This window comes from Anaerophaga thermohalophila str. Valhall, assembly GCF_000250735.1.
Lineage (GTDB): Bacteria > Bacteroidota > Bacteroidia > Bacteroidales > Marinilabiliaceae > Anaerophaga > Anaerophaga thermohalophila_A.
On sequence record NZ_AHZV01000323.1, the window covers coordinates 1 to 23103 of the forward strand.

Genomic DNA, 23103 nt, shown 5'->3' on the forward strand with positions numbered 1-23103 from the left:
TCCGAAAATTACTCATTTACGATGAGTAAACTCCGTATTTTCGGACTTCGCAAGCCTTGCAACTGGCACTTTCTGAACAGACACTAAATTATAATTGTTTTGTGTAAAAACCTTAACTTTGCAGGCAAAATTTGTATAGATGGCAGCTCAAAAAAAACGTGTGGTAGTCGGACTTTCAGGGGGTGTTGACTCAAGTGTTGCAGCACGGGTTCTGGTTGACCAGGGATACGAAGTCATTGGTCTTTTTATGAAAAACTGGCATGATACAACCGGTGTGCTGGAAGCTGATTGCCCATGGCTCGATGATAAATATGATGCTGAAGCTGTTGCAAGAAAGTTAGGTATTCCTTTTCATTTTGTCGATCTGAGTGCTGAGTATCGTGCACGTGTCGTTGATTACATGTTTTCGGAATACGAAAAGGGAAGAACACCCAATCCCGATGTACTCTGCAACAGGGAAATAAAATTTGATGTTTTTATGGAGAAGGCTTTTGAACTGGGTGCCGATTTTGTTGCAACCGGTCATTATTGCCGTAAAGAAACAATAAAAACAGCCTCTGGCAAAATTTACCGGCTACTTGCAGGAGCCGACAGCAATAAGGATCAGAGTTATTTTCTTTGTCAGTTGTCGCAGCCGCAACTCGCCAACGCATTATTTCCCATCGGTGATATGGTAAAACCCGAAGTGAGGAAAATCGCCGGAGAGCTGAAGCTGATAACTGCTCACAAAAAGGATTCTCAGGGTATCTGTTTTGTTGGTAAAGTTGATCTTCCGGTTTTTTTACAGCAAAAACTTGAGGCAAAGAAAGGTAAAGTCTTTTTAATTCCACCCGAAAGTGAAGTTTTTGACAGGCAATGGCGTATGGCGGACAATGAGCCTTCGGACGAAATATTAGAAGACCTGGCAAAACCCTATCACTTTCATCCGAAATACGGAGAAAAAATCGGAGAACATAATGGCGCACACTTTTATACCATCGGGCAGCGAAAAGGACTTGATATTGGCGGTTTTCCCGAACCCTTGTTTGTCATAGGCATTGATGTTGATTTCAATCAGGTGTTTGTTGGCATGGGAAAAGAACACACCGGTTTGTTCAGACGTGTTCTGAAGATTAATAATAACGAAGTACATTGGATCCGGCCCGATCTGGCCCTTGAAACAGGGGAGTCCAGACGGCTAAAGGTGCGTATTCGGTATCGTCAGCCGCTTCAGAATGGTGTGTTGCATCAGCGAGCGAGCGGATTGTTTATTGTTTTTGATGAGCCTCAGAGAGGAATAACCTCGGGGCAGTTTGCTGCATGGTATGAAGGCGATGAATTAACGGGTTCAGGAGTGATATCATGAGAAAAATAGGTCTTTTGTCAGACACCCACGGCTATTTAGATCCCAGACTGTTTGAACTTTTTAATGACATTGATGAAGTATGGCATGCAGGTGACATAGGTTCGGGAAATATTCTTTCCGACCTTGAATCATTTAAGATATGCAGGGCCGTTTTTGGTAATATTGACGATTGGGACATCAGGATGCAGATACCGGAACACCAAAGGTTCGAATGTGAAGGACTCAGCGTTTGGATGACGCATATTGGTGGTTATCCTGGAAAATATTCACCAAAAGTCAAACATGAATTGATAAAGAATCCTCCCGGTCTTTTTATTTCAGGTCATAGCCATATTCTAAAGGTAATGAATGATAAAAAACTTGGATTACTACATATAAATCCCGGTGCTGCCGGTAAGTCCGGACTGCATCATATTCGTACGGCCGTTCGTTTTGTTATTGATGTCGGGGAAGTTAAAAATCTCGAGGTTATTGAACTCGGTAAACGATGACATCTGCCGGCCTGTTTGTACTTTAGATAAATTGCGAGGTCACAATCAGCTGACCACTATCGAACCACTCCTGTCTTTCTGAGCAGTAAATCAAAATATCAATTACCGGTTGCAATATAGATTTAATCTATAGAGATAGATAATTTAAAAGGTAAAAAGGTACTAAAATAATTGTGGATGAAATTCTCCTTTGTAAATTTGCAATAGAGATTATTAATGAATGCGTCTGTTCCTAAAAGAGCTATTTTGTCAGGTTCGAGGCGTTTAGGGTGTGTAATAAATCTGTATAGAATTTTTCGCTTTCAAATTGCTGTGTATTACACACCCGGGGTTTTTGAATCGGAGTTAACTGATTGTTAATAAGGATTTAAAAATTTCCTGCAACAATGAGATTGGCAAAAAGAGATTTTTAGGAGTGGACTCATGAATAGAAAGTATAACCAAAAAAAAATTAAAATTATGTCTGTATTAGTAGGTAAAAAAGCACCGGAATTTCATGCGCCCGCAGTGGTTAACGGTGGCGAAATTGTTGAAAACTTCTCCTTGAAACAGTATGAAGGGAAGAAGTATGTGGTATTTTTCTTTTATCCCGCTGATTTTACTTTTGTTTGCCCCACAGAAATTGTGGCCATGCAAGATAAGATTGAAGAGTTTGAAAAGAGGAATGTGGCGGTGGTCGGGGCCAGTACCGATCAACAGTTTAGTCACTGGAAATGGCTTCAAACAGAGAAGAAAGAAGGCGGTATTAAAGGTGTTAAATTTCCGTTGGTAGCCGATAGCGGATTGACAATTTCAAAAAACTACGACGTGCTCGCCGGTGAATATACATACGATGAGAATGGAAACGCCGTCTTTAAGGGTGTCCCTCAGGCTTATCGCGGACTTTTCCTTATTGATAAAGAAGGAATTGTGCGGCACCAGGTGGTAAACGATATGCCTTTGGGGCGTAGCGTTGATGAGGTATTGCGAATGGTTGATGCATTGCAGTATTTCGAAGAAAATGGCGAAGTTTGCCCGGCTAACTGGCACAAAGGAGAAGAAGCATTGCAGGCAACTCAGGAAGGGATTGCCAGCTATCTTAGTAAAAAATAAAAACAACTCTTTGACCATAGCTTTTTAGGTAGGTCATCCTTTTCAGAGGATGGCCTTTTTTTGTAAATGAGAATTTTACGGTTAATTTTGCAGCCATGCGTAAATGGATATCATTTTCTGCCGGCTCACAAGCTAAGGTGTTTGAGCAAAAACTCTACCGGGTGGTCGATGAATTCAGGTATGCTGTGGTACTGACCGATAAGTACCCTTATTATAACGGACATGCCCAGCAATACACAGAATTTGATCTTTTGGCGGGGTTTGATGCATTAGAGGTTGTTAATGATAATATTTCCCGCCTGGATAGAGTTGTGTCAGATTCCAATGATTGGTTTTTAGGTTACTTCTCCTTTGATTTTAAAAACCAACTGGAGCCATTTCTGACTACTTCAAAAAAGAATAATACTGGTTTTCGTCTGTTTAGTTTTTTCCGGCCCCGTTATTTGATCCGAAAAAATGGCGAAACCTGGCACATTGGATACGATAGTACCAGAGATACAAAGGATACCAGTCAGGCTTTCATAGACCGGATAAAGAACTTATTTTCAGAAGAAACAGAACTTCCCGGTATTGAATTCCAGTCACGTGTGTCTCGTTCCCGTTATCTGGACACGGTCAGAAAGTTGAAGAATCATATAAAAAGGGGGGATATTTATGAGGTGAATTACTGTATGGAATTTTATTCTGAAGGTATAGATATTCAACCATCTTCTCTTTTTGAAGAATTGACAGTTGTGTCGCCCATGCCTTTCTCGGTTTTGCTCAGGGATAACAGTTCATTCCTGATTGGAGCATCACCGGAGCGTTATCTAAGAAAAAGAGGGGCAAAAATTATTTCCCAACCAATGAAAGGAACTGCCAGGAGAACTTTTGACAGAACAGACGATATAAGGGCGATGAAAATGCTGTCCGGGTCTGAAAAAGAAAGGGCGGAAAACATCATGATTACCGACCTGGTACGTAACGACCTTTCACGTTCTGCTGCCCGGGGAACTGTCAGTGTTGATGATTTATGCAGTATATTCCCCTTCCCGGGTGTTTATCAGATGATATCAACGGTCTCTTCGCAGATGCATAACGACGCTCATTGGATTGATCCTTTGCGATACAGTTTCCCTATGGGGTCAATGACCGGTGCTCCGAAAATTAAAGCCTTGCAGCTTATTGACAGATATGAAAAGAGTGCGAGGGGCCTTTATTCAGGCACAGTAGGATATATTACACCTGAGCTTGATTTCGATTTTAATGTCGTTATTCGGAGTTTTCTGTACAATCGGACAAACCGATATCTTTCTTATTCAGTGGGTAGTGCCATTACAGATTCCTGCATCCCGGCAGAGGAGTACAACGAATGTCTTTTAAAAGCCGAAGTTTTAAAGACTATCTTTAATAAGAGGAAGCTCAGGTATGGTTAAACAGGAGGTACAAAAAGTGCTTGCCAGATATGGTGTCAGAAAAGAGCATCCTGTTTTGGTGGCTTTGAGCGGCGGGCCCGACTCAATGGCATTATTGAACGTTTTTATGGAATTAGGCTATTCATGCCTGGCGGCCCATTGTAATTTTCATCTTCGGGGTGAAGAGTCGGATGACGATGAAAAGTTTGTGGTTAATTATTGTCTCGGCCGGGATATTCCGCTTCATGTCCGGCATTTCTATGCAAAAGAAGAAGCCGTGAAAAGGGGAGTCTCCATTGAAATGGCAGCCCGCGAACTTCGATACAGTTGGTTTTGGGAATTGATGGACAAGAAGAATCTTTATTGGCTGGCTACCGGGCATCATGGGGATGATATGATTGAAACTTTTTTTCTCAATCTTGCCAGAGGTACAGGACTGCGTGGATTGAAGGGAATGCAATTCAGGAAAGGACAACTGATCAGACCTATGCTTGCATTGCGCCGGCAGGAAATAGAGCAATATTGTTATGAACAGGGGATCCATTTCCGGACAGATTCTTCAAACACCGATACGGCCTTTCAACGGAATAATATCCGGCACAATGTTTTACCGGTAATGAATATGCTTAATCCTTCTTTTTTTAACACGATGATGCATAATTTCCGAAACCTGGAAGAAGCCTGGCAAATCGTTGAGAAGGAAGTTATTTCTGTTCGGAAAGAAATTGTTGCCGAAGAAGGAGACCAAATGATGATTCCTATCCGGTTGATAGAAAAACACCCGCAAAGAAGTACCATCCTTTTTGAACTCTTGCGGCCTTATGGTTTTAACAGTCAAACCGTATCCGAAATAATAGATAGTTTTGAAGCCATTCCGGGGAAACAATTCTTTTCCGCGAATTACCGTCTGGTTAGAGACCGGTTTAACCTGGTTGTTGTGCCAATCAGGGAATTTAAGGACGAACTTTTTTACATTGACAGCGAAGAAAAAGAAATCCTTTCTCCAGTGCATTTAAAAATCAGACAGTTTGAAAGAAAGAATGATTTTAGAATATCACGTCTCCCTGATTGCGTTCATTTAGATGCCGATCATATCGACTTTCCGCTTGTAATAAGACACTGGCATAAAGGGGACCAATTTCGTCCATTGGGTATGGAAACTTTTAAAAAGTTAAGCGATTTTTTTGTGGATGAGAAATTATCGCTGGTTGAGAAAGAAAGAACCTGGCTTTTACTTTCAGGGGATGATATTGTATGGGTGATTGGTCAAAGAATAGACGATCGTTTTAAGGTTACCTCAAATACCAAAAATATTCTTGAAATTAAAGTGCTGAATTCTGTCAAAGAGAGGGAATAATGAGGGCGGTATAAAAAGTATATTTTTGTCAAAATCAAGGCGTTTTAAATTTTTGTGCCGGAGTTAACCTGTTGTTAATGACGATGCAATGATTTAAAACAACAAAGAGTTTGGCAATAAAAGATGCTTTTTAGACCGGACTCAATAACAATTTGTCTATACTGACCAGCTCGGTTTTACTAAATAGTGCTTGTCCATAAACTCGCAAAAATTTTCTCAATATGTGTGTCTGTTCAGAAAGTGTCATTTACAAGGCTTGCGAAGTCCGAAAATACGGAGTTTACTCATCGTAAATGAGTAATTTTCGGACGAGCATAACACAGTAAATGGCACTTTATGGACAGACACTAAATAATACCACCACCAATAACAACATCATTCAGATAGAAAACAATACTTTGACCGGGCGTGATTCCCCATGCCGGGTGATCAAAATTAACTTCCAATCCTTTCGTTTGAATGATTTTCAAGGTTCCGGGAATGGTTGGAACCGAATCGATTCCGCGTATACGAATATCAACTTTGTGTTCCTCTTTCGCGGATGGAGGATATGAAAGGTAATAGCTTGAAAGATAAATCTTACTTGTTTTTAAAGATGCTGATTTTGAAACGACCACCTGGTTGTTTGCATCATCTAAACGCACAACAAAATATTTGTTGCCGGGGAGTCCCAGCCCTTTTTTCTGGCCTATGGTAAAGAAGGCAAGTCCCCTGTGTTTGCCCAGGATTTTACCCGTTTCGTCGACTATGTTTCCAGGCCTGAGAGAAGAAAGCCCGTTCTGTTCAACTATGAAATCCCGATAATCGGTGCCGTCGAGGAAACAGACTCCCATGCTTTCCTTTAGACGGGCAGCTTCCTTAAATCCGGTATTTAATGCCAGTTCCCTTACTTTTTCTTTCGATAATTGCCCAAGTGGAAACAGGGCACGCTTCAATATGTTCTGGTCGAGATTCCACAGGAAGTAGGATTGGTCTTTTGAAGGATCGGCTCCTTTTTTTATATACCAGCGGTTGTTTAAAAATTGTTTTTGGACATAGTGACCGGTTGCAATATGCCGGCATCCTGATTCGTCTGCTTTTTGCAGCAGTGCCGGCCATTTGATAACAGGATTACATCGGTTGCAGGGATTTGGCGTTCTGCCGGTCATGTATTCACGACAAAAATAGTCAACGACCTCTTTTTTAAAAGATTTTTGCAGGTCCAGAACATGATGCTCTATGGCGAGTTTTTCAGCCATCTCCTTCGCCTTAGCTACGCTTTGTTCCATTATTCCGGGGTTCCGGTGCCAGGTTTTTAGTGTCAGTCCAATCACAGAATAGCCTGCTTCTTTTAGAAACAGGGCAGCCATGGTGCTGTCCAGTCCACCACTCATACCGAGCAATACTTTGTTTTTGCTCACAGATTGGCTACACATTGAAATTTTATTCCTTAATGTTTTCCCGTACTTTTTTAAGAAAAGCCTGAAGTCCTTCGGTATCTTTGTCTTTTATTAGTCCGATGAGGTGCTTCAATTCCTGGCGAATTTTTTCTACCTGTCCCACGGTAAAAGGATTCATCAGTATTTCAGTAAGCAGATAGTCGTCTTCTGACAGAAGGCCTTTTGCAATATCATGATGTTTCCGGAAGGTTGTACCGGGTGCGTCCTGCTTTTTCATGCATGCTGCAAATACAAGCGTGGAAGAGAAAGGCACAGAAAGAGAATAAGCAATGGTCTTATCGTGTTCTTCGAAACTGTATTCGTGCAGATTGAGCCCCAGCGAACCGAAGAAGTCTTTGAAAAAGGCCTTTCCCATGTGGTCCGATTCTTTGATAATAATAGCGTGGTGTTGTCTTAATTCTTTCAGGTTGCCGAATGTGGGGCCAAACATAGGGTGTGTGGAGACAAACCGGCGGCCTGATTTTTCATAGAACTCTTTCAATCCGGTTTTTACCGATGCAATGTCAGATATTATGCAATTCTCGGGCAAAAAGCCCATCACCGACTCAAAGGCCGGGATGGTATATTTCAGATTTGCCGCGTTGATTAAAAGTTCCGGTGCAAATTCAGTTATTTCTTCCGGTTTAGTCAGCCTTTGGGTATTAAATACAAATCGCAGGCGTTCCATGTCGGGATCGTATATAGCTACTTCGTGTTGTAAACAGAGGGCATCTGTTAGCCAGGTTCCCATTTTTCCTGCGCCAAGGATACATATCTTCATTCCTGAGGTTTTTGTTTTTTCGATAAAGCCTTGTTCATAATCTCGTTTTGCCGGCTGATCGATTCTTCGTGAATGGACTCAAAAATACGGGTAATAAATTCTTCATCCAAACCACGCTGAGCGCCCCGGTCTCTTCGGTTATTCATAATCTCGTCGTAGCGGCGTGTCTGAAGAATGGTTATGTTATTCTCGAACTTGTATTTTCCGATGGCTTCCGATATTTTCATTCTTTCTTTCAGAAGGTCCAGCAACTGGTCATCGAGTTTGTCGATCCGTTTTCTTAATTCGTCCAGAGTAACACGTGGTGTGTCTTCGCCTATCTTGGGTCGTCGAAGTACAAGGTTGTCCACGATTCCTTTTAAACGTTCCGGGGTAATTTGCTGTTTAGCATCGCTCCATGCCTTATCGGGGCAGATATGCGATTCTATGATGAGGCCGTCGAAGTTCAGGTCCATCGCTTCCTGCGAGAGGTCAGCAAGCAGTTCACGGTTACCGGCGATATGGCTTGGGTCGGTGATAATTGGTAATTCCGGTATTCGGCGTCTCAACTCAATTGGGATCTGCCATTGCGGATGATTTCTGAATTCTGACTGGTCGTAAGAACTAAAACCACGATGGATGGCAGCGATTTGCGTGATACCGGCACGGTTGATACGTTCGATGGCGCCAATCCAAAGTTCAAGATCGGGATTTACCGGATTTTTGACCAGTACCGGTATATCCAATCCTTTTATGGCATCGGCAATTTCCTGAACTGCAAAAGGATTTGCCGATGTGCGGGCGCCAATCCAAACCATATCGATGCCATATTTTACAGCTTCGTAAACATGATGCGCCGTGGCAACTTCGACGCAAATAAACATTCCGGTTTCTTCTTTCACACGTTTTAGCCAGGGAAGACCAACCGTTCCAACGCCTTCGAAAGCGCCCGGTCGTGTTCGCGGTTTCCAGATGCCGGCCCGAAATATCCTGATCCCCCGAGCTGCCAGTTCTTTTGCTGTCGAAAGAGTTTGTTCCTCGGTTTCGGCGCTGCAGGGCCCCGAAATAATAATGGGACGTTTCAGTTCCAGTCCCGGAAGTGTAATTGGTTGAATATTCAGATTGTACATGGTTAATTGGTTATGATGTTTTTTATTCTGTTGAGTGATTCTTTCAATTTTTCTTCGGGTGTACAGAGAGATATTCGTATGTATCTCTCGCCCCGGCTACCGAAAATAAATCCCGGTGTTATGAATACATTGGCTTCATAAAGGATTTTGTCGGAAAGCTCCTTGCTGGAAGAAAATTCATCAGGAATTTTTGCCCAGATGAACATCCCTGCCTGCTCTTCATTCCAGGAGCATTTTAGTGCTTTCATAATCTCCAGGACAAGTTTTTTGCGACTTCGGTACACATTGTTTACTTCTTCATACCATTCTCTTTCAAGCGACAAAGCTTTGGCTGCGGCTTCCTGTACCGGTCGAAACATACCTGAATCCATATTACTTTTGATGCGCAACACATACTTAATGAACGCGGCATTCGATGCTGCCATACCGACTCGCCAGCCGGCCATGTTATGCGACTTGCTCAAAGAATTTAATTCTATAGCAACATCTTTAGCCCCTGGAACTGAAAGTATGCTTTGAGGTTCGGCATTAAGAATGAAACTATAGGGATTATCGTTGCAAATCAAAATATTGTTACGCTTCCCAAAAGCTATCAGTTTTTCGAAAAATGAACGACTGGCTTTGGCACCTGTGGGCATGTTGGGATAGTTGACCCACATAAGTTTAACATTTGATAAGTCTTCTTTTTCGAGGGCTTCCAGATCGGGCTGCCAGTTTCTTTCTTCAATCAGATCGTAGAAACGCTTTTTGGCGCCTACAATTTCTGTCACGGCGCCATAGGTCGGATAACCGGGATTTGGAACAAGCGCTTCATCCCCTGGATTAAGAAAAGCCATGGAAATGTGCATAATTCCCTCTTTTGAACCCATCAGCGGTAAAATTTCATTTTCAGGGTCGAGACTGACCTTATAGAAACGTTTGTACCAGTTGGAAAAACTTTTTCTTAATTCAGGTATTCCCACGTATCCCTGATATCCATGGGTGTCGGGACGGACTGCTGCTTCGTTTAGCGTTTTCAACACTTCGGGAGCCGGCGGCTGGTCTGGATTACCAATGCCAAGATTGATGACCGGTTTCCCATTTGCTTGCATTTCTGCTATTTCTTTCAGCTTAAGCGAGAAATAGTATTCCTTTACCTGACTGATTCTTTGTGCTGGTGTAATCATTGCAATTAATTGGTTATATCCACTGGTTTATTTTGATAAAATGCATATTTTCCATGGGATACAAATCATCTTATATCTTAACCTGCTTTATTCATAAGTTTTCGTCATGAGATGTTCAAATATCAAAAAACGTAAGCAACCGCAGACAAATTTGATGCAGGAAATAGTGAACTATTTTCAAATCAAATTTGATGAGGACGCTTGTGTTTTGCCGATAGTTGAGCATCGTAATAGATAATTTATGAATAATGCAGGTTAAATCTATTAATCTAACGGTCTATTAGTTTAAACTCTGAAAAATTATATAGATGTCAAAGCGTTATGAACTTTCTCCTTTTCAAGAGTTTCTCCATTGGTTGTCTGTGTTGTTGTGCAGGCCTCGTATTCGCCGAGAACACGTAACTTTTTGCAAAGAGGACGAATGGCGTCCAAAGATTGTAAATAGCGTTCATAGTTATCAAACATAACATCAATATAAAAAAGGTATTCCCATTCAATACCAACAATTGGAAGCGATTGTATTTTAGTGAGGTTGATGTTGTAAAAGGCCAGAATGGTAAGGACTTTTGACAGACTTCCCTCTTCGTGCGGCAGAGAGAAAACGAGCGATGATTTATTGATTTTGTTTTGTTCCAGTAATTCAGCTTTTACAGCTTTATTTTCCTGCCCGATGATCAGGAACCTGGTATAATTGTGCTTATTGGTTTCAATGCTTCTTTCAATGATTTCGAGGTTGTAGAGTTCGGCTGCAAGTGATGACGCAATAGCGCCTATTCCTTTTAGTTTTTCGTCCGATATGATTTTGGCGCTAAGAGCCGTATCTTCACTCTCGATAAGTTTTATGTGAGGATGTTTTTTGAAAAACTCTTCACATTGCGCCAGTGCCATTGGGTGGGAGTGGACTTCTTTCAGGTCGTTAATGTTTTGACCGGGAAGAGCCATAAGATGATGTTTTATCCTCAATTTATGCTCGCCCTGAACATTAAAGCCCGATTCTCTTAACATAGTGTAATTGGGAAGTAAACTGCCTACCAGGGTGTTCTCGATAGCCATGATACCAAGAATCTTTGGATTTGAATGCATGACATCAAATACTTCCTGAAAAGTGTGGCAGGGCACAACTTCGATTTCTTTGTCTTTGAAATAGGCCCGGGCTGCTATTTCATGATTGGCTCCGGGGATACCCTGAATAGCGATTTGTATGCTCTTGTTTTTACTCATAGTACAGATAAAAAAATCCCGCCTGAAGGGGCGGGACGCATATTTTGTAACTCCGAATTCCTGATTTATTTATGCATGAGCCTGCCCCTTCTGGTTGATGAACCAAAAAAATAAAAAAAGAAAAAAAGAAATATGACCAGGCATACTGTAACATGATAAGAAATGCTTTTTGTTTTTTAATAACGACAAAAATAGATATTTATTCTATTCCAAACAACAGATTGTTGAAAAAATCTCAAAAAATCTCACTGATGGATAAAAAAGGCGTTGTAAAAATGCTAATTTCTAAGTTTTGAGACAAGCGGAAAGAATATTTATTTTACTCCTTTTCGCTTAATTCCAGCCAGCGCATTTCACAATTATCCAATTCTTTCATTAGTTGTCCAAGGGTTGAAGATGTTTGGATCAATTCTTCTCCTGATAATGAACCCGAGTTGAGTTGGTTTTCCATTTCTCTTTTTTGGTTTTCCAGTTCTTCAATTCGTTGTTCAAGGCTCTCCATTTCTTTTTTCTCCTTGAATGTGAGTTTGTTCTTGTTCGGCAAACGGGCAGGTTTTTGCTTTTTGGGTTGTTGTTTGGCCGATGTTGCGGATTTTTTTTCCTGAAGCTCCTTTGCTTTCTGTTCGTGGTAATCTGTATAGTTTCCCGGAAAGTCTTTTATGGTTCCGCTTCCTTCAAAAATAAACAGATGGTCGGTTACCTTATCGAGGAAATAACGGTCGTGCGAAACCACAAGGACACAACCGTCAAATTGCTGAAGGTAATCTTCCAGGACATTGAGGGTAAGAATGTCCAGATCGTTGGTTGGTTCGTCGAGTATCAGGAAGTTAGGGTTTTTCATTAATATGGTCATCAGGTAGAGACGTTTTTTTTCGCCACCGCTTAGTTTTTGTACCAGTACATTATGCATTTCGTTGGGGAACATGAAATAACGTAAGAATTGGGAAGCAGACATAGAATGATTTTTCCCAAGTCTCACCTGGTCGGCAATATCGGTGATAACTTCCAAAACCCGTTTGTTTTCATCCAGCGATATTCCTTCCTGTCGATAATAGCCTGTTACGAGTGTTTCCCCGGGTTCAACATATCCACTGTCGGGTTTAAGTTCTCCTGTCAATATGTTGAGAAAGGTTGATTTGCCGGTTCCGTTTTTTCCTATAATACCGGCTTTTTCTCCTCTTACAAACTTGTATGAAAAGTCTTTAATAAGATTCAGATTGTCGAAACTTTTACTTACATGATGTAAATTCAGAACTTTCCGGCCCAGCCGTACCGAACCGATATTAATTTCCATACTTTGCTCCCGGGTGTTTTGGGAGGCCGTCTTTTTTAGGTCATGAAAAGCATCGATCCGGTATTTTGCTTTTGTTCCTCTTGCCTGAGGCTGCCGGTTCATCCAATCCTGCTCTTTTCGGAGGAGGTTACGGGCCCTCTCCACTTCCAGGTTTTTCTGGTGGATGCGCTCCTGTCTTTTCTCCAGATAGTAGGCATAATTACCTTTGTATTGAAAGAGTGTTTCGTCCTGAAGCTCGAAAATTTCATTGCACACACTGTCAAGGAAATAGCGGTCGTGCGTTACCATCAGCAAAGTCATGCGACTTCGTTTCAGGTAATCTTCCAGCCATTCAATCATATCCAGATCAAGGTGATTGGTAGGTTCGTCAAGTATCAGAAAATCGGGGTCTGTAATCAAAACTGCTGCCAGGGCTACACGTTTGACTTGCCCTCCCGAAAGTTGCTTCATGGGTTGATCAAACCGGTTTATGTTTAACTGTGAGAGTATTTGCTTGGCTCTTTCTTCATAGCTCCAGGCATTAAGTTGCTCCATTTTTGGCAGTAATTCCTGAAGTGACGCGTGGTCATTCTCTGCAACGGCCTTTTCATACATCTTAACAACACGGGCAGTTTCATTGTCGGATGAGAAAAGCGTTTCCAGCACTGTTAGTTCAGGAGTATATCCCGGTGTCTGTTCAAGATATCCGAGTGAAATATCTTTTCTTAAAGTAACCTGTCCTTCATCGGAAGGTAATATTCCTGCCAAAATGTTGAGAAGTGTGGTTTTCCCTGTTCCGTTTCGTGCGATCAGGGCGGCTTTGTCACCTTCGTCGAGCCCAAAAGAGAGGTTGTTGAAAAGCCGGATGTCGCCCCAGTGGTGAGTGACGTTTTCAACTGAGAGAATATTAGCCATAAACTTTGTCTGTTTTTGGCAAAGATAGCATCTGTTAAGGTTTATTTGAAACGTTTGAGCATGCAAAAACTCCCCTTGCAGTTGATGAATAATCTTTATCCTGCAAGGAGAAATGATTGACAGAAGAATGTATTATTTCAATGTTTGTTCGATTTTGTTGAGTTCTTCATCGGAGAAAGTGAGATTTTTAAGTGCCTCCAGATTGTTACTTAACTGGTTTACACTGCTGGCTCCGACCAGGACTGAAGTGATACGGTTGTCTTTCAACAACCAGGCAACAGCCATCTGGGCAAGAGACTGTCCTCTTTGGGATGCAAGATCATTAAGCTTGTTCAGTTTTTTCTGAATTTCGGGTGTTAATGCTTCTCGTTTAAGAAAACCATGTGGGTTGGCCATTCTTGAATTGGCAGGAATTTCTTTCAGGTATTTATCGGTCAATAATCCCTGGGCAAGCGGGGAAAATGCAATTGAACCAACGCCTCTTTTCCCAAGAACATCCAGAAGGCCGTCTTCTTCAACCCAGCGGTCAAGCATATTGTATCGGGGTTGATGGATCAGCAATGGTATTCCCATATCACGAAGAATGCTCTCGGCTTTTTGGGTCATTTCGGCATTGTAGTTGGATATTCCGGCATATAGCGCTTTTCCTTGTTTTACAGCCTGAGCCAGCGCACCCATTGTTTCTTCGAGCGGTGTGTCGGGGTCGGGGCGGTGGGAGTAAAAAATATCCACATAGTCGAGTCCCATACGCTTAAGGCTCTGATCAAGGCTGGCCAGCAAATATTTTCTGGAACCCCATTCGCCATAAGGGCCCGGCCACATCAGATATCCGGCTTTTGTAGAAATAATCATTTCGTCGCGGTAGGGTTTAAAATCGGTAGCTAAAATGCGCCCGAAATTTTCTTCCGCGCTGCCGGGAACCGGACCATAATTGTTGGCCAGGTCAAAATGTGTAATTCCGTTATCGAATGCATGATGCAAAATTTTCCGACCATTTTCAAAAACATCCACAGAGCCGAAATTGTGCCACAGGCCAAGCGATATGGCCGGCAGTTTAATGCCGCTTTTTCCGCAACGACGGTAGATCATTGTTTCGTAACGCTTTTCGTTGGCAAGATAATTCATACTGATTTATGATTTTATTGTATGTAAAAATTAATAATTCTTTTTATTGAGTAGCGGCAAACTTCGCAAAATCCTTCGGCTTCGTTCGACTTCATCCTGCAGTTGAGTGCAGGTCGGTATATTCCTTTTGCCGAGTAGCCGCCACCTTCAAAAACTCCGGTGACATTTTTATATTTTTTTGTTGGTGGTGTTGGTATTGGAACAGTATCGGGTACCAAATGTTTCCATTTAATGTCAAAATTTACCAGAGTGGTCAGGTTTGGTACCCATGGTTCACTTTCTTTATCGAAAAAATCCGGGGTCGGTGAATCATTATAAAAATATTCATCGCCAAGCCCGGCCAGCCCGTGACCTGTTTCGTGCACAAACACTTGGGGTGATGATGGGTGGCGGGCTGACACAATTGAGAAATGATTATATACCCCGCCACCACCATATTTTGAAGTATTTACAAGCACAATAATATGATCATGCGGTACGCCTGCGGCATAATCAAATATTGTCCATGTGCTGAAACTCTCCAGGTAGCGGTCGGAACCGAATGTGTTGAACGAACTGTTCATGGCTGTTTTCTTCCAGATATTTCTGTCGGGATCATCGGTTCCTGCCTGTGGAGAGGGTATATACAACGCTCTGACAGTTATTTTGTCTTTTAAACTCGTATAGGGTGCAATACTGAAAAGGTATTCGGTTATATTTTTCGCATCGTGCAAAAAGTTTTCTTTTTCAGCTTTGGTGTATCCTTCGGCAAGGATAAGGAGATCGGCTTGTTTGTAGGGGTCGTTTACCCCATGTATTATCTCGGCCGGGTTTTCGACCGGAATTATCTGGGTAACGGGAGGTGTTTCTTCCGGAGAGAACAATTCATTGATAAGTGTAACAAATTGACCTTCTTTTTTTCTGTATTCAATCAAAATCCGGACTTTTGAAATTGGCCAGGGCGCTTCAATGGTTTGTTCAAAAGCGCGTGACACCTTCCTGGCCTGTTCGGTTGTCCGCCATTCTTCAAACAGTGTGCAAAAACCTTTTAGAAAAAGGGTATCTTCGGTTTGAGGATTTAGAAGAATCAGCCTGTAAGTTCCATAGTCGAAAGATGGAATGTTTTGATTTTGGCCGCCACTGTAACCAGGTCGTTTTTTATATGCTGCAATGGCCGATTGCTGTTGCTCATAATCTCCTGACAGCACAAAATCAATTCTAAGCGTTTGGCGATAGTTGAAATGTTGTCGTTTCTGCCCAATGCTGCTTATTCCCGTAGTAAAGAAAAATAACAAGAGAAATAAAAGAATTCGAAAACGAATTTTCATCTGTATATCATTTACTTAAGTTAGTGGACTGCAATCTATACATGTTCTTGTTGTGGTAAACCTATCTGTGTTCATTTCATCTTATATCTGATAAGTTGTTACGGCTGTTAGAGTTGTTAGAGTTGTTAATGTTGTTTAGATGCTATAATGTTATACGTTATTACATCTCTAACAATCTAACAATCTAACAATCTATGATAGCAATCTTTACCATGCTCGTTTCTTTAGTCTGTTATATTTTAATAGCATGCGGATTACACGGGTTAGTCGGATTTCCACTGATTTTAGCTGTGATGCCCTGTAGCATCGGTGTTGTCCGTGTTCTATATTCATTAGTGTCCGCCTATAAATTACGCAAAAGTTGTGTCTGATCCTGTGTCTGTTCAGAAAGTGTCATTTACAAGGCTTGCGAAGTCCGAAAATACGGAGTTTACTCATCGTAAATGAGTAATTTTCGGACGAGCGTAACACAGTAAATGGCACTTTATGGACAGACACTCATTAGTATATAATTTGATTTCTAAGGCCTAATGGAATTCGTTTCGATTTTTTGGGAAAAACCCGCATGATTAATATCCGACACTCCTGGCGTCGCATTTTATTTTGATAAAATTTGCCTTAAGCACAGGCGCCTTTCAGCCTCCGCTTCCTTCAGACATTGGAATATGCACCCCACGGTGGTCAAATATTTATTGTAAGAAACGTTATCTAATTCTCCCGTATCCCAAAGCGGATCGTACCAGTTTTGTATATTTGTTTGTTTTTCTCAAAAATGAGTTGGCAATAAAGATGCTTTCAGACCGGACTCATAAATATATGTATAATTTTTGAATTTTATAAAAATGGATAAGGTAAGTGCACAATCAGGTTGGTTTTCAAGATGCATTTTATAAGATATTGATATATAATCATTTAAAGTAAGTGCACAATCAGGTTGGTTTTCAAGATGGTTTTCTGATCAGGTTGAGCCACTGAATTTTTCTGATTATTGGCTTGGAGTTATCGAATTCTTAGTATCGGGCTTGATAATACTGTTATTATCCTATCTCGCGTTTATTATAGCGAGAAGGTTTTTCCTTTTTGCTGTTATCAAAATGGTGCGAAAAACAAGGTCGAAGTTAGATGACTTTCTGGTACAGCGAAAGGTTTTTCACCGTTTGTCCCACCTGGCTCCTGTAATTGTCATATATGTTCTTTCGGACTGGTTCTGGGGCCATCATCCTGAAAAGTTGAAAATTTTTCAGGATGTTGTTTCGCTTTATTTAACGGTTGTAATAATAATGAGCTTCAGAGCATTGCTCAATGCTTTTGAAGATATTTATAACACTTTTTCGTTCGCGCATGAAAGACCAATCAAGGGGTATCTTCAGGTAGTTCATTTGCTTGCTATAATAGTAGGAGCACTTATTGCAGTATCTATCGTTTTTAATGTAGAGGTTCTTTCTATTCTTGCCGGAATGGGAGCTATGGCGGCTGTATTGATGTTGGTTTTCAGAGATTCTATTCTTGGTTTGGTGGCGGGGGTACAGCTTTCGGCAAACCGGATGGTGAGAGTGGGAGACTGGATATCGATGCCGAGTCATAATGCCGACGGTACGGTTATGGAAATAACACTTAATACGGTGAAAGTACGCAACTGGGATAAAACCATTTCCACCATCCCTACCTATGCAATGGTTTCCAACTCTTTTATTAATTGGCGGGGAATGGAAGAATCGGGTGGAAGAAGAATTGCCCGGGCGGTGCACATTGATATTCGTAGTGTAAAGTTTTGCACTCCCGAGATGCTCGAAAAGTTCAGAAAAATACATCATTTAAAGGACTACATTGATCAGCGGCAGAAGGAGATTGAAGAGTACAACCGCACACATAATATTGATGAGTCGCTTCCTGTTAACGGAAGAAGAATGACCAACCTGGGCGTTTTCAGGAAATATCTGGAAAATTACGTAGCTAATCATCCCAGGATCAATGAGAAAATGACGCTTATTATACGTCATTTGGAACCCAATGAGAAAGGTATTCCTGTGCAGGTGTATGCTTTTTCCCGAGAGCAGGAGTGGGCTAAATATGAAAGTGTTCAGGCCGACATCTTCGACCATATACTTGCCATTGTATCACTGTTTGAGCTTCGCGTTTTTCAAAACCCGAGTGGCGATGATTTGAAAGAATTGGTTGGAAGTTTTTCAAATTAAAAGTGAAATTGAAAGTTTATAAATTATTACCACCTGTTTTTATGCATATTTTGTTGGAATATTGGATAATTAATTCTAATTTCGACAACAATCATTATTAAATGAGCAGGAAAACTTTTAAATTCTAACATTTGTCATTTTTTGATATGGAGAGCAATTTACAGATTGATAGTCTCGACAAAAAAATTTTGTCGATGATAACTCAAAACGCGCGAATACCCTTTCTTGAAGTAGCTCGAGAATGTAAGGTGTCAGGGGCCGCCATTCATCAACGTATTCAGCGGTTGATGAATATGGGTGTAATTAAGGGGTCTGAATTTATTATTAATCCCAGCAAAATTGGTTATCATACCTGTGCTTTTATGGGGATTTTTTTAAAAAAGGCCAGTTTGTTCGACAAAGTGGTTAAAATGCTCGAAGAAATTCCTGAGGTTGTAGAATGTCACTATACAACCGGGGAATATGCGATGTTTATTAAAATTTTTGCCAAGAGCAATGAACACCTGAAACGCATTTTACACGACCGTCTACAGAATATCCCGGGAATTTCTTCAACCGAGACCATTATTTCTCTTGACGAGTCATTTAAGCGGCAGTTGCCTATCGAATAACCAGGCAAAATATTCAGACAAAATTTTCAGACAAAAGGGGCATTACATTTCGCAGTGCTCCTTTGTTTTTATCTGATGAGGTACTGAGTTGCCAAAATTGTTGGTTGTTCCCGGGTCATTGAAACAGTGATTTGACCCATCATTACGCCTGCCCATCCAATCTGGTTGATGACTACATCTTTTCCGGCTTTGTTTTTTATTATATCCGGCTTCTTCATAAATGTGTGGGTATGTCCGCCAATAATAATATCGATTGATGAAGTTTGCCGTGCCGTTTTAACATCCGATTCAGGCCTGTCGGGAGCACTCTCGTATCCAAGGTGTGAGAGGGCCACTACAAGATTACATTTCTTCTCTTTTTTAAGGAAGCGGGCTGTTTCTTCTCCCTTTTTTACCGGATTGAGCCATTTCATTCCTTCATAATTGGGGGGAGATACCAGTCCGTCCGGATTTATTCCCAGACCTAATAGTCCGATTCTGAATTCACCTTTCTCAATGATTTTCCACGGAAGTGTTTTCCCTTTTAAAATGGTGTCACTGAAATCGTAATTGGTACAAATGAAGGGGAATTTGGCATGTTTCATTTGTTCGGCAAGGTGTGGAATGCCATTGTCGAATTCATGATTGCCAATGGTTGCGGCGTCATATTTCATGTCCGACATCAGTTTCAATTCGGGTTCTCCACCGAAAAAGTTGAAATAGGGTGTTCCCTGAAATATATCTCCTGCATCAACCAATATCAGATTCGGATGTTTTTGTCGCAATTGTTCGATTAAGGCAGCCCGCCGGGCAAACCCGCCCATGTCGGGAAATTCCGGATGATCCGGGGGGAAGGGATCAAGATGGCTGTGTACATCGTTGGTATGTAAAATGGTAAGAGTGGGGTTGTTATTTCTGCCTACAGATCGGACTGGGAGGGTTACTGCCATCCCGCCGGCTATGAGTGTCTTTATGAATTGTCTGCGATTATGTCTCATTTGGTTGCCTTTTTCTTCTGCCTTCTGCCTTTTGGTTACTTTTGTCTACCTAAAATCATAAGCTTTTAAAAATATGATATTTATATGCATTTGGTAGTTTCATGAGTATGTTAGTGCCTGAAAATCTCCACTACTGACTAATCACTAAAAACTAACCTCTAACCTGGACAAGTCAGAACCAAACAAATTTATACATTATCTGTCGCCGCTCCGCAGCTTTTTGTTTTTCTTCTTGCATAATTCTACCGTTCCGTCGCCGCTCTACGGCTATTAATTGCTGATAGATTGTTGACAATACTAAACCCGCGCAGGTGGGGGCAGAGCACTAATTTTGCCAAAAAACCAAAATATCAGGCATAAGATAGTAACGACCAACCACTTATTTCTAATCATCTAACCATCTAATCATCTAATCATCTTATTATACCGTGTTATTCCAGAATAACTCTTTTTTCATCCGTTGGGTTAATTATTCTGCCCTGATTTGTCAGCTTCCGGATGTGTGAAATAATAAGGTCTCTTATTTTATGTTTCGATGTATGTTTTTCAGAAGCTTTGGTGAAAATGGTATAATGATCGCCACCACTGGCGAGATAGTCTGAGGTGGCCACATAATAGAATTGTTTGTTTTTCAGGGGGTTGCCGTTAATTTCAGGGTGCAGAACCTGCTGATTTCTGAAAGTGAAAGTTGCGCCGGCTATGCCGTCACCACCCGAAGTTCCGATATGATTGAACAATTGGGTGACTTGTTCGCCCGATAACTTTAGAATAACCATTTTGTTTTCAAAAGGCATCAACGAGTAAATATTTTCGACAGTAATGTTTCCTTCTGGTAACGGGGCTCTAAGTCCATTTATATTGATAACAGAAATAAGCGGGAGATTTTCCTTGCTGATTCTCTGAATTTCTCTTTTTGCTGCATCGCGAATCAGGTCGGCAATAAAATTTGAAAGAGCGGTTCCTGGTCTTTCGGGAAACATTTCTTTTTTCGTCTGCCCGATTATTTCGTTCATAATTGCCTCAACTGAATCGCGGAGAGGTGAGATGTAGGACTCAACCTGAGGAGAGGCAGCAATACTACTATCCAGCTCTATAACTTCCGATGACGAAAAACGTGGCTTTTCCCGTTGCTGGCACGATATGGAAGTAAAGCCTGCTAACAGAAGTATAAACAGCACATTCTTAAATCCGCCGAAATGTTGCATTTTTTCTTTCAAAACTATAAAAAAATGCAGCAAAAGGGGGTATTGCTGCATTATATAATTGTTAATGTTTGCTCTGTAATTATATGTGTTTGTCCATAAAGTGCCATTTACTGTGTTACGCTCGTCCGAAAATTACTCATTTACGATGAGTAAACTGCGTATTTTCGGACTTCGCAAGCCTTGCAACCGGCACTTTCTGAACAGACATGATAAGTAGGAAACTTTTCCTACTTTATAGACACACACAAATTATTTTATTCTTTCAAGATATTTTTTTCTGACTTCAAAGAGATAGTCTTCGCTCATTTCGGGATAATAGATTCGGATCATATCCTGAATTCCGAATTTGACATGGAAATGTCCGACGGCTGCGTCGAAAAATGGTCTGTCCCAGTTAAACTTTACCTGCCTGGTAATATCTTCGAAATGCTTCCAGGCAATCTGTTTGGGAATCAGAAAGTAACCATGATCTTTTTCCACCATATCGAAGAATATACCTTGTTGTTTTTCTTCGAGAATGAAGAATTTTTTAATCCTGATAATTGCCGGACCTTCGACTTTTCTGGTGGGCTTGCTCTTGAATTCAATCCCTTCATCCATATACCCTCTTTGCAAATCGATTATCTGAGAGAAATTGTCCAGGTGTCTTACCCGGATGACATCAATCTTCCGGTTGAAAATGTGGACAACCCCGGGAGTGGCATTAAAATCGGTTTTGAAATATTTCTGAATGTTCTGTGTGGCGCGCGTAATATCCTCGAGCGTGTACAATTTTTTTAGTACCAGATAGATGTATAGTGGTTTGCTGTCAACAGGGTGATCGGAGTAATAATTATAGAAACCCGGAAATGGTTCCGGAGCTTCCAGCACAAAGGTATTCGGCCAGATTTTGTCTTCAAGCGTACGTAAAGTCTCCTGTTTCAGAAGGTTTCCATATCGTTCGATATAATGCTCGTTACTCATGACTTTTTGGTTATTTGGTATATTGCAATAGTTATCAATAGCGACACTCCGCTTAATAAAAACTTTGCGTCATTGCGCTTCTGCGTTAAGGCTTCTTTCGACTGACTATTGCAAAAGTTAATGAAAAAAATTGGAAAGGTCACTAAAATTTGATGTGTTTTTTCATCGGGATCAATCAGTACATCCCTAATGACGGGTAAACACCATTTCGTTTCCTTTTGACAAATCATTGTTGTAATGATAACCATCCATATCAAATGCTTTTAAATCTTCAGGGTCGGAAAGACGGTTTCGAATGATAAATCTTACCATCATTCCTCTGGCCTTTTTAGCATAGATACTAATAACTTTGTAGCTGCCGTTTTTGTTTTCCTTAAAAACAGGAGTTATTATGGGCGTGTCGATTTTTTCGGGATCAATGGCCTTGAAATACTCCTGGCTGGCAAGGTTAATCAAAACGTGATGTCCACCGTTTTTTAAGTCTTTATTGAGCTGTGAGGTGATTTTGTCTCCCCAGAAACGATACAGGTCTTTCCCTTTTTTGTTTTGAAGGCTGGTTCCCATCTCCAAACGATAAGGCATGATCAGATCAAGTGGCCTGAGCAAACCGTAGAGACCGGAGAGCATTCGTAACTTTTCCTGTGCCGTTTCTATTTCTTCCGAAGAAAGCGAGTACGCATCAAGTCCGTTATATGCTTCTCCATTGAACGCATATATCGCCTGCCGTCCTTCCTGTGCGTCGTAGGGCCAGTGCCATTTTTGAAACCGCCCGGCATTCAGTTCTGCCAGGTTTGGACTGATATTCATTAGCTCCATCAGCGCACGGGGTGAGTAGCTTTTGAGTTGGAGTGCCAGCTCTTTGGCCTCATCCGGAAACAAGATGGATGTATGCTTCGATAACGGAACCTTTTTTTTAAAGTCCATTTTTTTTGCGGGTGAAATTATTGCTATCATTTGTTTTATTGATAAAAATACTATGAGCCCGGTCTAAAAAGCATCTTTGTTGCCAAACTCTGTGTTGTTTTAAATTTTTGCATCCTCATTAACAGCGGGTTAACTCCGGTACAAAAATTTAAAACGCCTTGATTTTGACAAAAATATGCTTGTTATACCGCACTCATACTATAGTTCGTTAAACTTCTGCAATATGCTACAAAC

At 41.2% G+C, this 23103-nt stretch carries 19 protein-coding genes; 7 read left to right on the forward strand and 12 right to left on the reverse strand.

What is annotated here, in order from left to right; all coding sequences use genetic code 11:
* Nucleotides 1-139 precede the first annotated feature (139 nt).
* The 5 genes from mnmA (OQ5_RS0116490) (at nt 140) to tilS (ending at nt 5679) form a co-directional block, all read left to right on the forward strand.
* Complete coding sequence (gene mnmA / locus OQ5_RS0116490) at nt 140-1345, forward strand: tRNA 2-thiouridine(34) synthase MnmA (RefSeq protein ID WP_016778547.1); 1206 nt, start codon at nt 140-142, stop codon at nt 1343-1345.
* Nucleotides 1342-1836 (forward strand): metallophosphoesterase family protein, encoded by a 495-nt coding sequence (locus tag OQ5_RS0116495; RefSeq protein ID WP_016778548.1) that lies wholly within the window; start codon nt 1342-1344, stop codon nt 1834-1836. The genes mnmA (OQ5_RS0116490) and OQ5_RS0116495 overlap by 4 nt, the downstream gene beginning before the upstream one ends.
* A 459-nt stretch (nt 1837-2295) precedes the next feature.
* A complete protein-coding gene (locus OQ5_RS0116500; RefSeq protein ID WP_026055350.1) occupies nt 2296-2928 on the forward strand; it encodes a peroxiredoxin in 633 nt (210 codons plus the stop codon).
* A gap of 95 nt (nt 2929-3023) precedes the next feature.
* On the forward strand, nt 3024-4343 hold the full coding sequence (locus OQ5_RS0116510; protein WP_016778551.1) for a chorismate-binding protein: 1320 nt from the start codon (nt 3024-3026) through the stop codon (nt 4341-4343).
* Nucleotides 4336-5679 carry a tRNA lysidine(34) synthetase TilS gene (gene tilS / locus OQ5_RS0116515; protein WP_016778552.1) on the forward strand — a complete coding sequence of 448 codons (1344 nt, stop codon included), beginning with the start codon at nt 4336-4338 and terminating at the stop codon, nt 5677-5679. Before OQ5_RS0116510 ends, tilS begins: the two co-directional genes overlap by 8 nt.
* 347 nt (nt 5680-6026) lie before the next feature.
* Here tilS and mnmA (OQ5_RS0116520) read toward each other — a convergent pair whose 3' ends face one another.
* The 8 genes from mnmA (OQ5_RS0116520) to OQ5_RS0116565 form a co-directional block, all read right to left on the reverse strand.
* Nucleotides 6027-7079 (reverse strand): tRNA 2-thiouridine(34) synthase MnmA, encoded by a 1053-nt coding sequence (gene mnmA / locus OQ5_RS0116520; protein ID WP_255297600.1) that lies wholly within the window; start codon nt 7077-7079, stop codon nt 6027-6029.
* A gap of 22 nt (nt 7080-7101) precedes the next feature.
* On the reverse strand, nt 7102-7878 hold the full coding sequence (locus OQ5_RS0116525) for a prephenate dehydrogenase (protein WP_016778554.1): 777 nt from the start codon (nt 7876-7878) through the stop codon (nt 7102-7104).
* A complete protein-coding gene (locus tag OQ5_RS0116530; RefSeq protein WP_016778555.1) occupies nt 7875-8987 on the reverse strand; it encodes a bifunctional 3-deoxy-7-phosphoheptulonate synthase/chorismate mutase type II in 1113 nt (370 codons plus the stop codon). Before OQ5_RS0116530 ends, OQ5_RS0116525 begins: the two co-directional genes overlap by 4 nt.
* Before the next feature lie 2 nt (nt 8988-8989).
* The gene (locus tag OQ5_RS0116535) at nt 8990-10153 is read right to left on the reverse strand and encodes a pyridoxal phosphate-dependent aminotransferase (RefSeq protein ID WP_016778556.1); all 1164 of its coding nucleotides are present in this window, start codon (nt 10151-10153) and stop codon (nt 8990-8992) included.
* Between the two features lie 300 nt (nt 10154-10453).
* On the reverse strand, nt 10454-11374 hold the full coding sequence (locus tag OQ5_RS0116540) for a prephenate dehydratase (protein WP_016778557.1): 921 nt from the start codon (nt 11372-11374) through the stop codon (nt 10454-10456).
* Between the two features lie 319 nt (nt 11375-11693).
* Nucleotides 11694-13562, reverse strand: coding sequence for an ABC-F family ATP-binding cassette domain-containing protein (locus OQ5_RS0116555; protein WP_016778560.1), 1869 nt, complete (start codon nt 13560-13562; stop codon nt 11694-11696).
* Between the two features lie 132 nt (nt 13563-13694).
* A complete protein-coding gene (gene mgrA / locus OQ5_RS0116560; RefSeq protein ID WP_016778561.1) occupies nt 13695-14687 on the reverse strand; it encodes an L-glyceraldehyde 3-phosphate reductase in 993 nt (330 codons plus the stop codon).
* A 14-nt stretch (nt 14688-14701) separates the two neighbouring features.
* Nucleotides 14702-15994, reverse strand: a complete 1293-nt coding sequence (locus tag OQ5_RS0116565) for a M64 family metallopeptidase (protein ID WP_016778562.1) — start codon at nt 15992-15994, stop codon at nt 14702-14704.
* A gap of 1094 nt (nt 15995-17088) precedes the next feature.
* Here OQ5_RS0116565 and OQ5_RS0116570 point away from each other — a divergent pair.
* Complete coding sequence (locus OQ5_RS0116570) at nt 17089-18189, forward strand: mechanosensitive ion channel family protein (RefSeq protein ID WP_016778563.1); 1101 nt, start codon at nt 17089-17091, stop codon at nt 18187-18189.
* 146 nt (nt 18190-18335) lie between these two features.
* A complete protein-coding gene (locus OQ5_RS0116575; protein WP_082179611.1) occupies nt 18336-18800 on the forward strand; it encodes an Lrp/AsnC ligand binding domain-containing protein in 465 nt (154 codons plus the stop codon).
* A gap of 68 nt (nt 18801-18868) precedes the next feature.
* Here the strand turns inward: OQ5_RS0116575 and OQ5_RS0116580 are convergent, their stop codons facing one another.
* From OQ5_RS0116580 to yaaA, 4 genes are all read right to left on the reverse strand, one after another.
* On the reverse strand, nt 18869-19777 hold the full coding sequence (locus tag OQ5_RS0116580; RefSeq protein WP_016778565.1) for a bifunctional metallophosphatase/5'-nucleotidase: 909 nt from the start codon (nt 19775-19777) through the stop codon (nt 18869-18871).
* 431 nt (nt 19778-20208) lie between these two features.
* Entirely contained in the window at nt 20209-20982 is a 774-nt protein-coding gene (locus OQ5_RS0116585) for a 5'-nucleotidase C-terminal domain-containing protein (RefSeq protein ID WP_026055354.1), read from the reverse strand.
* A gap of 249 nt (nt 20983-21231) precedes the next feature.
* The gene (locus OQ5_RS0116590) at nt 21232-21945 is read right to left on the reverse strand and encodes a hypothetical protein (protein ID WP_016778567.1); all 714 of its coding nucleotides are present in this window, start codon (nt 21943-21945) and stop codon (nt 21232-21234) included.
* Nucleotides 21946-22131: 186 nt separating this feature from the next.
* The gene (gene yaaA / locus OQ5_RS0116595) at nt 22132-22869 is read right to left on the reverse strand and encodes a peroxide stress protein YaaA (RefSeq protein WP_016778568.1); all 738 of its coding nucleotides are present in this window, start codon (nt 22867-22869) and stop codon (nt 22132-22134) included.
* Nucleotides 22870-23103 lie beyond the last annotated feature (234 nt).